The organism is Collinsella aerofaciens (genome assembly GCF_901212495.1).
In the GTDB taxonomy this organism is placed as follows: domain Bacteria; phylum Actinomycetota; class Coriobacteriia; order Coriobacteriales; family Coriobacteriaceae; genus Collinsella; species Collinsella aerofaciens_H.
The window spans coordinates 37264-50682 of sequence record NZ_CAAKNY010000061.1 but is presented as its reverse complement, the minus strand read 5'-3'; the positions used below and the strand labels follow the sequence as shown (position 1 = coordinate 50682).

Sequence of the window (13419 nt, the reverse complement as noted above, 5' to 3'; positions counted from 1 at the left end):
GAAGAAGGGGGAGGCCTCGCGGCCTCCCCCTTTTTTGCGTTAATTGAGCTTAATGAGTCAATTACTCCAGTCGCTCTATTTGCTATTTAGCTATTGGGCCTTTACTTAAAGACAACGAATCGAATTACAAGGGCAACCGCTACGATCGCAATAATCAATAGCAGGATTGTCAGTCGATGCTGCTTACGTCGTTTACTTGATGAAACAAAGATTGATTTTCCCTGTTTTGGCGTCTCGAGATATCGGGCCGAATGCGTCAAAGTTTGCTTAGGTCGAGGACCTCTTTGTTGCCGAGTTGCAGGTGCATTCGTTGGCTCGTCATTGATCGCGCTGTTTTTTGATAATGGCGCATCTTTAAGATATACAGGATCGCCCGATGCGACGCCCATATGCTTACGCCCTGTTTGAGCATCCTCGAGCGTTTGATATCGATTTCTTGTCACATAGTCGGGCTCTGGATCGTTGATGGGCTCTTGTGAGATATGGGGGCGATGAAATCGCGTTGGCTGCGGGGTAGATTCTCCCCTCTGAGCCGGCATAAACGTATTGTTTTGGTTTTGGTCGTCCATGATGCCCTTTAGCTCGTTACCAACAACGCGTACGTGCCCATTGTAAGCCCCTCGTTCTTTGTTGCTGGGGACATACTCGCTATTTAAGCTCTGGTTCAAAGAACCTTAACCTTCCTAAAACATGAGTCATACGCACTTAGATATGCTTATAGTAAGGGACTCAAAAAACTTTATAGTCGATGTATATATGAGAAGCGGCTGGGCATATAAAAGAGCGTCAAAAGAAGTCCCAGTCACCTAGAAGATGACTCTGCAGTCCTTAAAAGGAGTGGTAAACATGGCAAGCATGGTTCCTTATCGTTCGGTTTTTGGCGTTCGTCCCTCTGCTAGCTCGCTGTTCGATCTGTTCGATGATATGACCGACCTGGCAAACAACTCGATTGCCTCCAAGGCGTTTCCCGTTGACGTTGAGGACAAGGGCGACGGCTATGAGGTCAAGGCTTATCTGACCGGCGTTGCCAAGGACGATATTGATGTTGAGCTCAACGAGGGTCGTCTGTCCATTAGCGTGAATGTCGAGGAGGACGAGGAGAACGAGGGCAAGAACTTCCTGCAGAAGGAGTTCAGCTCGTACAGCGCGACGCGTGGCGTGTATCTGAAGGACGCCTCGAGCGAGGGCCTTTCGGCTAAGTACGCTGACGGCATCCTGACCGTTACGGTTCCCAAGATTGTCGAGAAGAAGAACGTCACGAAGATCTCCATCGACTAACGGCGACGCTACTTCAATCGAGTGTTTAAATTGGGGGCTGGGAAGAGATTCCCAGCCCCCTTTTTCTTGCGACGCGCTATTGAATGCTCATGGGGCGATATTGTCCTGCGGGGCGTATGGTGAGCTGCTGCGAGCCAGAATGTCTGGTCGCAGTGCTGCCGATCTCATCGTCAAGTGTTGCATCGAGCGCTCGGGCGTAACTTTTGACGGTTAGGCTCGGACGATTGTTGTCCTGACTAATGTGCATGGCGATGAGCTGTTCGGTGCGATCGGTGACAAGTTCGCGCGCGGCTTCGGCGGCTTGGTTGTTGGAGAGGTGTCCCCTTGCAGACAGGATGCGCTCCTGAAGAAAGCGGGGATATTCTCCCTCGCGCAGCATGGTCACATCGTGGTTGCTTTCGAGCGCGAGGACTCGACAATCTTTGAGGGTGTTCATGGCTTGGCTCGATAGCTCTCCGGTGTCGGTGGCAAAGCCGATGGAATCATCGAGGGCGTCGAATCGATAGCCGACTGGATTGATGACATCGTGTGATGTCGAGTAGGTTTGCACGTGGATGCCGGCAATGGATAGGGTATCACCGGGATCGAACTCCTCAACAGGCAGATGCGAAAGATTCTCTTTGCTCGAAAGTGTTCCCCTGCTGGCAAAGAGGGGGCCGTGCCAGTGCTTGCACCAGACATCGAGACCCTTGATGTGATCGCTATGCTCATGAGTAATGAGAAGAGCCGAGACGTTGTCTGCCGAGAGCCCCAGTTCTGCCATGCGCTTTAATGTCTCGCGGCGAGAAAGACCGTCGTCAATCATGATGAGCCCCCGGGGCCCTTCGATGAGCGCGCAGTTGCCTTTTGAGCCGCTGCCAAGGATATGAAGGTGCAGACGAGACATAAGATTCCAAAGGATACAATGGGTGCGAACGAATAGAGGAGGAAGCAAATGCCAACGGTATCTCAGCATTATGGACACCATGCTGCATCGCGGGCTGATGATAAAGCTCTGACAACGCGGCAGACGGCTGCTCCCGTGGTGCTCATGGTATCAGGTGGTGCGGACTCGACGGCTTTGCTCCTTATGGCGTGCACATCAAAGTTGGATATTCTGGATGGGCGTGGTGTGGCCCCCATCGCGCGCGAGCGACTGCACGTGCTGCATGTGAACCATCATCTGCGCGGCGAGGCATCCGATGGCGACGAGGCCTTTGTGCGCGGCCTATGCACACAATATGGCTTGCCGCTGTGTGTTGAGCATGCCTATTTTGATGATGAGTCGGGCAATATCGAAGCGGCTGCCCGCGAGGTACGCTATGCCGCGGCGCGAAGGTATGTTCGCGAGCTCTGCGCCCAGACGGGGGCGCCGCGAACGGCGGCTCGTATCTGCACTGCACACACGTCTTCGGATCGCGCGGAAACGTTTTTGATGAACGCGATTAAGGGTTCGGGGCCCGCTGGCCTATCGAGCATTCCTCGCCGGAGGAATATCGTGGTGCGTCCCTTGCTCGACATGACTCATGATGAGCTCGTTGGCTATCTGCAGGTGCATGGTCAGCCGTGGCGAGAGGACGAGAGCAACGAGGACGTGTCGTACTTGCGTAACTACGTGCGCCATCGAGTAATGCCGGTGGTGGCACAGCGCAACGCGAGCGTCTGCAAGACGATTGGCGCCGCCTGCGAGATCTTAGGCGATGAGGACGCCTTTCTTTCCCAGCTTTCCGCACAGGCGTTTCGAAGCTGCCTGCGTAAGGAGGCGGCGGGTGCGCTGGTCCTCGACGCTCGCCGACTGGCCGCGGCCGAGGTGGTGATTGCTCGGCGCATGGTGCGACTGGCAATTAAGCGTATCGACCCCGACGTTCGCCCGGAGATGCGGCATGTGGAGCGCGTGCTCGCCTGTGTCGCCGAAGGCTCGGGTTCGGTTACGCTGCCGGCGGGAATCGATGCGCGCGTGGAGTTTGGCATGCTGTCATTCAAGGCCCCGGCGGCGCGCGAGGGATTAGTTGCCGATTGGGTCACCATTCCCGGTCGATTGCCGCTGGGGGCGGGCCGCATCCTGGTGGCAGAGCCGATGGCCGTCGAGCCGGGGTGTGATATTGTGCGTCGTGCTCGCGAACTCGCGGGTGCCGGAGGGGTGGTCGCTATGGTGGATGCCGCGACGCTGGGCTTTGCCGATCGCGATAGCGAGCGGATGCTCGCCGGCTCGCGCGGGGAGATTCCCGCCGAGGCGCGTATGGCGCGTCTGTGGGTAGACGGTCCCGCGCCGGGGGATGTGATGTGTCCGTTGGGCATGAGTGGGCGAAGTAAGAAGGTATCCGACCTGCTCAACGAGTCTCGTATTCCCGTTTCTGAGCGCGCAGGCGTTCCCGTGGTGAGAACGGCTCCGGGAGGTGCCGTGGTATGGGTCGCCGGAGTTCGCGCGGACGAGCGTTTTAAATGCACGGCCGCAACGCGCGTGGCATATCTGCTTCGTGTGGTCGAGGCGGAATAGTGCCTTGCGCCTACTATTCTGTGCGACGTTGACGGTATTCCCGCGCTGATGGCATACGGGCTGGAAAATATACCCCGTGCGCTGCTAGAATGTGAAGTTCGCGTCCATACGGCGGTGTGTGGACGATAAGCACAAGAAAGGGTTGTCATGGCTTCTCAACATCCGGATATCGAGAAGATTCTGTTTACGCAGGAGGAAATCGACGGTATCGTCTCTCGCCTAGGCGAGCAGATTACTCGCGACTACGCGGGTAAGGATCTGGTGCTGATTGCGGTCCTGCGCGGCGCCGTGGTCTTTATGGGCGACCTGATGCGCAAGATCGAGCTGCCGACCAACATCGATTTCATGGCTGTTTCGAGCTATGGCGACGGTGTGAAGTCCTCGGGTATCGTGCGTATCATTAAGGACCTGGATATCGACATCCGCGGTCGCGACGTGCTGATCGTCGAGGACATTCTGGACTCGGGCCTGACGCTCAAGTACCTGATGAAGAACCTCAAGAGCCGCAAGCCCGCTTCTCTGGAGGTTGCCGCCTTCCTGTGGAAGGACGTTGAGGACCGTACCTCGGCCGTCACGCCCAAGTATGTTGGAACCCATTGCCCCGATGCCTTTGTGGTGGGCTACGGCCTCGACTATGCCGAGCGCTATCGTAACCTTCCGTATCTGGGCATTTTGAAACCGGAGGTTTATTCGTAAGATGCCCGACGACCGTAACGATAACAATTCCCAGACTCCCCGGGAGCCTAAGATCCCGGGGATGCCCGGAGGCAAGAAGCCCACGCGTACGGGCTGGCTGTATTTTATTTTGGCTTGCGCGCTTCTGGGCTATGCCTTCTTTAACATGGGCTCCGGCTTTGCCAATTCCAGCAATACCGTAAAGCTCGCGACGAGCGAGATGGTCAACGCCATTGAGCAGGATCGCGTCGAAGATTTGACCTATACGGTTCAAGACGGAAGCGTGGCGGGCCATTACTGGAAGACAAAAAAGGACAAGGGCGATACGAGCGAGCTCAAGAGCTTCTCCTCGACCTATGTCGGCTCCGATTCGCTTGCCGAGCTTATGGCGAAACACCCCGATACCAAGTACATCGTCAACACCAACGATCCCGATTTTTGGGGCGACCTGGCGATGAGCGTGCTACCGACGATCGCCCTGATTGCCATCATGTTCTACTTTATGCGCCAGATGATGGGCGCCAACAACAGGAACATGCAGTTTGGCAAGACCAACGCCAAGACCAACGAGGCCACGCGCCCCAAGGTCAAGTTCGAAGACGTTGCCGGCGTGGACGAGGCAGTCGAGGAGCTCGAAGAGATTCGTGACTTCTTGAGCGACCCGGATCGCTATCACAAGCTGGGTGCCAAGATCCCGCGTGGCGTGTTGCTGGTGGGCCCTCCGGGCACCGGTAAAACGCTGCTGGCCAAGGCCGTTGCCGGCGAGGCGGGCGTGCCGTTCTTTAGCATCTCGGGTTCTGACTTTGTCGAGATGTTCGTGGGTGTCGGCGCCAGCCGTGTGCGTGACCTCTTTAAGGAGGCCAAGTCCCAGGCCCCGTCGATCATCTTTATTGACGAGATCGATGCCGTGGGACGTCAGCGCGGAGCCGGTCTGGGCGGCGGCCACGACGAGCGCGAGCAGACGCTCAACCAGCTGCTGGTCGAGATGGACGGTTTTGAGGAGAGCGAGTCGGTCATCCTGATCGCCGCGACCAACCGTCCTGACATTCTGGATCCGGCACTGCTGCGCCCCGGCCGTTTTGACCGCCAGGTGACGGTCGACCGTCCGGACGTGAAGGGCCGCGAGCAGATTTTGCGCGTGCATGCCGAGAACAAGCCGATGGACGAGGACGTTAAGTTTGAGAAGCTCGCCCAGATGACCGTTGGCTTTACTGGCGCCGACTTGGCGAACCTGCTCAACGAATCTGCGCTGTTGGCTGCCCGCCGTCATCGTTCTGTGATCTCGATGGACGAGGTCGAGGAATCGATGGAGCGTGTCATCGCCGGACCGCAGCGCAAGGGTCGCGTGATGACCGAGGCCGAGCGCACCACGATTGCCTACCACGAGAGCGGCCACGCCCTGGTTGGTCACATCCTGGAGCACTCCGATCCGGTCCACAAGATTTCGATCGTCAGTCGCGGTCAGGCCCTGGGCTATACGCTGCAGCTGCCGCAGGAGGACCACTTCCTCAAGACCAAGAACGAGATGCTCGACGAGCTTGCTGTGTTCTTGGGCGGCCGCGTTGCCGAGGAGCTCATGTGCGACGACATCACGTCGGGCGCGAGCAACGACCTGGAGCGTGCAACCAAGATGGCGCGCGAGATGGTCACGCGCTTGGGCATGAGTGAGGAGCTGGGCACCCAGGTCTTTGGCGAGGCGCAGCATCAGGTGTTCCTGGGCCGCGACTACGCCGATCACCAGGATTACTCCGAGGAAACGGCGCGTCGCATCGATATCGAGGTTCAGCGCATTATGCGTGAGGCCCATCGCCGTGCGGTCGAGATTCTTGATGCCCGTCGCGATCAGCTCGATCTGATGGCCAAGGTGCTGCTTGAGCGCGAGACCGTTGAAGGCGATGCCTTGAACGCCCTGCTCGACAACGAGTGGGATTCCTACCTTGAGCGCGAGGGCGATATCCTGGCGGCCAAGGAGGAGCGCAATGCCAAGGCGGCCGGCATGCCGACCAAGAAGCATGCGCCTCGCATGAGCGAGGAGGAGCTTGCGGCAGACGCCGCGGCATTTGCACAGGCGGCTATGCAGGAGGATGCCGAAGCCGCATCCGATGATGCCGGCGATGACCATGCCGTCAATGCCGGTGCCGATACCGACGACGACAAATAGTCTTTGTGGCGAAAGCCTCCGCGGGGAAACCTGCGGAGGCTTTTTCCTTTGTTGATTGGGGACAGACTTAAATGAGCGTTTTCACGCATTTAAGTCTGTCCCCAATCAACATTGCTGCGGCGCTTTGCCCGACTAAAGCGTACAATACCGCCTATGCGAAAGGGGAACAGATGATCAATGAAACTATGTATACTCGCGGTGCGGAGAGCTCCATCATCCGCGAGATTTTTAGCTACGGCCTTGAGCGCAAGGCGCAAATCGGCGTGGAAAACGTGTTCGATTTCTCGCTGGGCAACCCGAGCGTTCCTGCTCCCGCTGCCGTCGCGGAGTCCATCAGAAAGGCCCTGGAGCTGCCGAGCGAACAGCTGCACGGATACACGCCCGCACCGGGCCTGCCACAGTGCCGTACCACCGTGGCTGAGTCGCTCAACCGTCGTTTCGGTACGAGCTATGAGGGCAAGGATATCTTTATGACCGTGGGCGCGGCGGCTTCGCTCACCTGCACGCTCAATGCCGTTACGAACCCGGGTGACGAGGTCATCGTTATCGCCCCGTACTTCCCGGAGTATCGCGTGTGGATTGAGAAGGCAAGCTGTACGTGTGTCGAGGCGCTCGCCGATGAAGATACGTTCCAGCTGAGCGTGGATAACGTGCTCAAGGCGATTACCGATAAGACGGCTGCCGTCATTATCGACTCACCCAACAACCCGACCGGTGCCGTGTATACGTGCGACACCCTGACGCGACTGGCCAATGTTTTACGCGAGGTCAATGCCAAGCGCGACCCCGAGAACCCAATCACGCTTATCTCGGATGAGCCGTATCGCGAGATCGTCTATGGCGCCGAGGTGCCTTGGGTGCCTTCGATCTACGAGCACACCATCGTGTGCTACTCGTATTCCAAGTCACTTTCGCTACCGGGCGAGCGCGTTGGGTGGATCCTGGTTCCCGATACGAATCCCCAGGCAGCTCGTCTAATGCCCGCCGTCGCCGGTGCCGCCCGTACGCTGGGCTTCGTGTGCGCGCCGGCGCTCTTCCAGCGCGTAATTATCGACTGCATCGATGAGCCGAGTGATGTCGAGGCCTATGCCCGCAACCGCACGGCGCTCATCGACACCTTGGCGGACTACGGCTATACCTATGTTGAGCCGGACGGCGCGTTCTACCTGTGGGTGAAGGCGCTCGAGCCCGATGCGAATGCGTTTTGCGAGCGCGCAAAGAAGTATGAGTTGCTTGCGGTTCCCTCGGACAGTTTTGGTATGCCGGGTTGGTTCCGCTTGGGCTACTGCGTGAGCTACGAGACTATCGTCAACTCGCTGCCCGCCTGGAAGCGGCTGGCCGACGAGTATCGTCCAAAGTAAAGCGCTCTGCTTACAATGTTTTACGTGAAACGGGGTTTGGTTTTAAGCCAGGCCCCGTTGCCATGGACGTTGTGTCGTTGGAATGGAGCGGTTTTACGACCATCGAATGCTGTGCGTACAATGAATATACGCGACGGCCATACCGGATAAGGAGACCCGATGCCCTACCTGCTTTCTTGTGATATCCATACTCATACGATGTTCTCTGCGCATGCGTATTCAACCATCGAGGAGAACATATATTGGGCGGCAGAGCGCGGCCTGCAGGTGCTCGGTTCCGCTGATCATTTAAGCTCGATGGTTACGCCTTGCCCCAATGACCTGCGCAGTTTCCAATTCTTTATTAACCAGGGTATCTGGCCGCGCATTTGGAGTGGCGTGCTGGTGCTTCGCGGCGCCGAGGCCGATATCGTTTCGCTGGACGGAAGCTTGTTTGGCGAGGACATTCCCGTTTCGCTCGATATTGCCGGCGATTCGTACAGTCACCAGCATTCGCTGTTCGAATTGGTGACGCGCAATTTGGATTATTTGGTGGCAAGCGTGCATAATCCGCAGTTTGCCGAGGGCGCGACGCTGGCTCAAACGACCCAGATGTACATCAATGCCCTGGAGCACCCCAAGGTGTTCATGCTGGGGCATACGGGTCGTTCGGGCGTGCCGTTCGATATCGATGAGGTGCTGCTGGCGGCCAAGGCCAAGCACAAGATTATCGAGATCAACAACCATAGTCTTGAGCATGGCACGGATGCCGAGCATTGGAACGTGTGTCGCAAGATTGCCGAGCGCTGTGCCGAGCTGGGCGTGGGGATCGGTGTCTCGACCGACGCACACATTGGTATGGCCATTGGCAAACTCGACCAGGCGCGCAAGATGCTCGACGAGATTCACTTCCCACTGGACCTGATCGTGACGCGCGACCGCGAGACGCTGCTGCGCGAGATGGCGGCAGCCGGCGTGTGTGACCTGCGCAAGGGGATGTAACGAGACTCATATGTCCAACGAAAAGAGGGGGCGGTCCAGACGGGATGCCCCCTTTCTTGTGCCGGTAGATTTTTGGGACATGCCTTAAAATCTACTATTTGCTGGCGATGGTGAAGGTAGATTTTAAGGCATGTCCCAAAAATCTACCGGGGTGGATTAGCGGCGCTCGAGGACCGCGACAGTCTCGGTGTGGTCGGTATGAGGGAACATGTCGACCGGCGTGATCTTGAGCAGGCGATAGCCTCCGTCGAGGAGCTGGTGCAGGTCGCGCTCTTGGGTGGCGGGATTGCAGCTGATATAGGTGATACGGCGCGGCTTAAGTGCGCAGGCGGCCTCAAGAAACTCGGGCGTGGAGCCGGCGCGCGGCGGGTCGATGGAGAGAACGTCAACGCGCTCGTTGTTATCGGCGGCGTCCAGGATGTAATCGGTGGCATCGTCGGCCATAAACCAAGCGCTGCGGGTGAGGCCGTTGAGCTCGGCATTGCGACGTGCGTCGGCAATGCCCGCCGGGTTGCGCTCCACGCCGAGCAGCATAATGCCGACATCTCTGTCCATGGCATCCTTCGCGGCGCACAGACCGATGGTGCCGCTGCCGCAGTAAGCGTCCATGAGAATGTCACCCTGCTGCAAGTCCATGCCGTCAATCGCGAGCCGATAGAGCAGCTCGGTCTGCTGCGGATTGGTCTGATAGAACGCGGTAGGGGAGATATCGAATTTGCAACCGAGCAGCTGGTCGCGCATGCACTCGGCGCCATAGACGATACGAGTCTCCTCACCCAAGATGGCGTTACCGGGACGGCCATTGATATTTTGGGCAACGGTGACGATATACGGATCGAGCGCCGCGACAGCCTCAAAGAACTCCTGCGCATGCGGTAAGTCACGCTGGGCGGTCACGAGCGTAACCATGACCTGGTCGGTACGCCAACCGCAGCGGACGACGGCATAGCGAAGCAGACCGAGATGCTTGTCCTCATTAAAGGCGGGAATATGCAGCCGCTCAGCTTCGCGTGCGATGCCGTTGAGAATCTGACGGGCACCCGGCGCCTCGACAGGACACTCGGGTACGGCAACGATCTTGTGCGTGCCACGCTCAAAGAAACCGCAACGGACAGTGCCCTCCTTACCGGGAGCAAACGGAGTGGCAGCCTTATGACGAAAACCACGAGGCGCAGGATACCTGCCCGGGTCGCCCAGGGTAACACCCATACCGCGAATGGGATCAACGGCAATACCCTCGCGCTCACAGAGCTCAGCAAACAGCTCCTCCATTGCAGCCTGCTTGGCGGCGAGCTGCTTCTTATAAGGACGATTGAGCGCCGTGCACCCACCGCAAGCTTTCATGATCGAACAGGGAGACTTGGGGTCCACAGCCTTACGCGCAGACGAAACCGGACCTTTATGCGGGCGCTTGGAGCGAGTCATAGGCGCCTTATCCCCGTTCCGACGAGAGCCAGAACGCTTGGCCTTAGCCCTGCTCTTGGTCGATTTGCTTTTTGCAGCTTTAGAAGACTTGGATTCCGTAGAAGCTTTCTCCTCCTTCGACCCCTCAGCCGCCTCGATCAAAGCACGACGAGCCTTACGTTCCGCACGAGATTCTGCCATGAATTAACCCCACTAATTTACAAATTGAAATCTGAAAGCATTGTACCGTGCCAAGCTAGCGGGCGATATGCAAGCGGTCATTTCATGTCAGCGATAGGCCCAACGACGTTTGCCCGCCGGTTGCCGGGACAGGGGTTAAGTTTGCTGCTCTACAGTCCTGCTCACGACGGAGAGCACATTAAGTGCTCTCCTGTTCGTGCGGAACTCGCGACAAACTTAACCCCTGTCCCGGCACCCGGAGGGCAAGCCCTCTCTTGTACTCCATCTCACTAAAGTGTATGATTCTGAACGTTACATGATTCACTTTACCTAACTAAAGTGCCATCAAGGGGGAATACCATGAATACCGATATGTCTCGTCGTCAGTTTGTTGTTCTAGCCGGCTCGCTCGCCACGGTGCTTGGCCTTGGCCTTGTCGGCTGCGGCGGTGGTGCCGGCAAGGGCTCCGCTGCCGGTTCTGCCACAGCCAAGGATGTGAAGGGCGCTGCGGAGTCCAAGAAGCTCGTCGTGGGCTTTGACAAGTCCTATCCTCCGTACGGCTTTGTGGGCGATGACGGCAAGTACACGGGCTTTGATCTCGACCTTGCCAAGGCCGTTGCCGATAAGCAGGGCTGGGATGTCGATTACGAGGCCATCGATTGGGATGCCAAGGATACGCTGCTCAACTCTGGCGCCATCAACTGCATCTGGAACGGCTTTACCATGGAGGGCCGCGAGGACGACTACACGTTCTCCGAGCCTTACATGCTCAACGAACAGGTGCTCGTGGTCAAGAAGGACGCGGGCATCAAGAGCTGGGACGATCTTGCCGGCAAGACCGTGATTACCCAGACTGATTCCGCCGCACAGGATGTGCTCGAGGGCGACCAGAAGGATCTGGCCGCGACGTTTGCCACGCTCGACACCATCGGTGAGTACAACACGGCGTTTATGCAGCTCGAGAGTGGTGCAGTCGATGCCGTTGCCTGTGACCTCTCGATCGCTCAGTATCAGCTTGCCGCCAAGCCGGATGCCTATACGCAGCTCGACAAGCCGCTGTCCAGCGAGCACTACGCCGTCGGCTTTAAGAAGGGCGACACCAAGTCGGCTGACGCCGTGACCGAGTCGCTCAAGGCGCTCTACGAGGATGGCACGGTTAAGGACCTGTGCGACAAGTATGCGAGCTACGGTCTGTCCTTCGACAACTGGGTTTTGAAATAGCCACAGCACCCAACCTTGCGGCTCCAACCCTCCTCGCGTACCAAAGTACGCTTCGTCGGGCTTGTCGCTCGCAATCTTGGACACTGTGCCTATTTCAATTAACGCCCGCTGTTTTGTTGTCGCGAAAGAGAGCTTAGGTTGTCTATTCAGGTCATGATGCAGATGCTTGGCCAGGGATTCTTGGTCAGTTTGCAGCTGTTTGTGCTGACGCTGCTGGGGTCGATTCCGCTGGGAATCCCCGTGGCGTTTATGCGCATGAGCAAAATTGCGCCACTTCGCTGGATCGCGCGCATCTATATTTCGGTGATGCGCGGCACGCCGCTTATGCTACAGATGTTTGCCATCTACTTTGCCCCGTACTACGTGTTTGGCATTTCGCTCACGCCCGATTCCAAGTGGACGGCGTGCGTCGTGGCGTTCATCATCAACTATGCCGGCTACTTTGCCGAGATCTATCGCTCGGGCCTGCAGTCCATTCCGCGCGGTCAATACGAGGCTGCCGAGGTGCTGGGCTACTCGCGCGTGCAGACGTTTCTGTATATCGTGATGCCGCAGGTCATCAAGCGCATTTTGCCGGCGATGGGCAACGAGATCATCACACTGGTCAAGGACACGTCGCTGGCGTTCGCCATTGGCGTGGGGGAGATGTTCTCGACGGCCAAGGCGCTGGTTGCCTCGCAGGTGAGCATGGTGCCGTTTGCGATCGCGGCGCTGATCTACTGGGTCTTTAACTTCGTCGTCGAGATGCTGCTGGGTACTGCCGAAAAGAAGCTGGACTATTATCATGACTAACTCGGTGATGAAAATCGAAAGCGCTCGCAAGGCGTTTGGCGGCAATGAGGTGCTCAAGGATATCTCGCTCGAGGTCAAGCGCGGCGAGGTCGTGGCGATTATCGGGCCTTCGGGCGGCGGTAAGTCCACGCTGCTGCGCTGCGCCACGCTGCTCGAGACGCTCGATGGTGGCTCGCTCTCGTTTGGCGACCTTGCGGTTGCGACGGATGCGGGATCGGGTGCGGTCTATGCGAAGGGAGATGTTCCCAAGCAAGCGCGTTCGCGTTTTGGTCTGGTGTTCCAGAACTACAATCTGTTCCCGCATTATACCGTGATGAAAAACATCACCGATGCGCCGATTCGCGTGCTTAAGCGTCCGCGCGAGCAGGCGGAAGCCCGCGCTCACGAACTGATTGCACAGATGGGGCTGACGGGCAACGAGAACAAGGTGCCGTGCGAGCTTTCGGGCGGTCAGCAGCAGCGCGTGAGTATTGCCCGCGCCCTGGCGCTCGACCCGGAAATCTTGTTCTTTGATGAGCCGACCTCGGCGCTCGACCCCGAGCTGACGGCCGAGGTTCTGCGTGTCATCAAGGACCTGGCAGCGCAGAATATGACGATGGTAATCGTGACCCACGCGATGCAGTTTGCGCGCGATGTTGCCGACCGCGTGGTCTTTATGGACGGCGGTCGTATTGTCGAGGAAGGTCCTGCCGAGCAGGTCATCGACCATCCGCGCGAGCATCGTACACGCGAGTTCTTGAGCCGTATCGAGGGATAGGCTCAGCTATTTACTCAACTGTATATTGAGGCGAAACCGCCGCAGGTCTTATGGTCTGCGGCGGCTTTTATTTGTATCGATGGGGTTTAATAATCGCCTGGCATGCTTGCTCTGTCCTCTCGCCGCCTGTATC

The 13419-nt window shown here is 57.8% G+C and carries 12 protein-coding genes; 9 read left to right on the top strand and 3 right to left on the bottom strand.

Annotated features, from left to right (window positions below):
* Positions 1-101: 101 nt before the first annotated feature.
* Positions 102-668 carry a hypothetical protein gene (locus SFLMC1_RS07290; RefSeq protein ID WP_152073229.1) on the bottom strand — a complete coding sequence of 189 codons (567 nt, stop codon included), beginning with the start codon at positions 666-668 and terminating at the stop codon, positions 102-104.
* A gap of 178 nt (positions 669-846) precedes the next feature.
* On the opposite strand from SFLMC1_RS07290, the gene SFLMC1_RS07285 reads away from it, so the two are divergent.
* A complete protein-coding gene (locus SFLMC1_RS07285) occupies positions 847-1278 on the top strand; it encodes an Hsp20/alpha crystallin family protein (RefSeq protein WP_040359532.1) in 432 nt (143 codons plus the stop codon).
* A gap of 76 nt (positions 1279-1354) precedes the next feature.
* Here the strand turns inward: SFLMC1_RS07285 and SFLMC1_RS07280 are convergent, their stop codons facing one another.
* Positions 1355-2164: an MBL fold metallo-hydrolase gene (locus SFLMC1_RS07280; RefSeq protein WP_152073228.1), complete on the bottom strand. Its 810-nt coding sequence runs from the start codon at positions 2162-2164 to the stop codon at positions 1355-1357.
* A 48-nt stretch (positions 2165-2212) separates the two neighbouring features.
* Here SFLMC1_RS07280 and tilS point away from each other — a divergent pair, with 48 nt between their 5' ends.
* The 5 genes from tilS to SFLMC1_RS07255 all read left to right on the top strand — a co-directional run bounded on the left by tilS (position 2213) and on the right by SFLMC1_RS07255 (position 8932).
* Positions 2213-3754 carry a tRNA lysidine(34) synthetase TilS gene (tilS, locus tag SFLMC1_RS07275; protein WP_187323901.1) on the top strand — a complete coding sequence of 514 codons (1542 nt, stop codon included), beginning with the start codon at positions 2213-2215 and terminating at the stop codon, positions 3752-3754.
* A gap of 147 nt (positions 3755-3901) precedes the next feature.
* Positions 3902-4450, top strand: a complete 549-nt coding sequence (hpt, locus tag SFLMC1_RS07270) for a hypoxanthine phosphoribosyltransferase (protein WP_152073227.1) — start codon at positions 3902-3904, stop codon at positions 4448-4450.
* Position 4451: 1 nt separating this feature from the next.
* Complete coding sequence (ftsH, locus tag SFLMC1_RS07265) at positions 4452-6590, top strand: ATP-dependent zinc metalloprotease FtsH (protein ID WP_152073226.1); 2139 nt, start codon at positions 4452-4454, stop codon at positions 6588-6590.
* 170 nt (positions 6591-6760) lie between these two features.
* A complete protein-coding gene (locus SFLMC1_RS07260) occupies positions 6761-7951 on the top strand; it encodes a pyridoxal phosphate-dependent aminotransferase (RefSeq protein WP_152073225.1) in 1191 nt (396 codons plus the stop codon).
* Between the two features lie 159 nt (positions 7952-8110).
* Complete coding sequence (locus tag SFLMC1_RS07255) at positions 8111-8932, top strand: phosphatase (protein ID WP_152073224.1); 822 nt, start codon at positions 8111-8113, stop codon at positions 8930-8932.
* Between the two features lie 156 nt (positions 8933-9088).
* Here SFLMC1_RS07255 and rlmD read toward each other — a convergent pair whose 3' ends face one another.
* The gene (rlmD, locus tag SFLMC1_RS07250) at positions 9089-10357 is read right to left on the bottom strand and encodes a 23S rRNA (uracil(1939)-C(5))-methyltransferase RlmD (RefSeq protein ID WP_306437767.1); all 1269 of its coding nucleotides are present in this window, start codon (positions 10355-10357) and stop codon (positions 9089-9091) included.
* A 519-nt stretch (positions 10358-10876) separates the two neighbouring features.
* Here rlmD and SFLMC1_RS07245 point away from each other — a divergent pair.
* The 3 genes from SFLMC1_RS07245 to SFLMC1_RS07235 all read left to right on the top strand — a co-directional run bounded on the left by SFLMC1_RS07245 (position 10877) and on the right by SFLMC1_RS07235 (position 13286).
* A complete protein-coding gene (locus tag SFLMC1_RS07245) occupies positions 10877-11737 on the top strand; it encodes a transporter substrate-binding domain-containing protein (protein WP_152073222.1) in 861 nt (286 codons plus the stop codon).
* Between the two features lie 138 nt (positions 11738-11875).
* On the top strand, positions 11876-12529 hold the full coding sequence (locus tag SFLMC1_RS07240) for an amino acid ABC transporter permease (protein ID WP_226814185.1): 654 nt from the start codon (positions 11876-11878) through the stop codon (positions 12527-12529).
* On the top strand, positions 12522-13286 hold the full coding sequence (locus SFLMC1_RS07235) for an amino acid ABC transporter ATP-binding protein (RefSeq protein ID WP_152073221.1): 765 nt from the start codon (positions 12522-12524) through the stop codon (positions 13284-13286). Before SFLMC1_RS07240 ends, SFLMC1_RS07235 begins: the two co-directional genes overlap by 8 nt.
* The last annotated feature ends 133 nt before the right edge of the window (positions 13287-13419 follow it).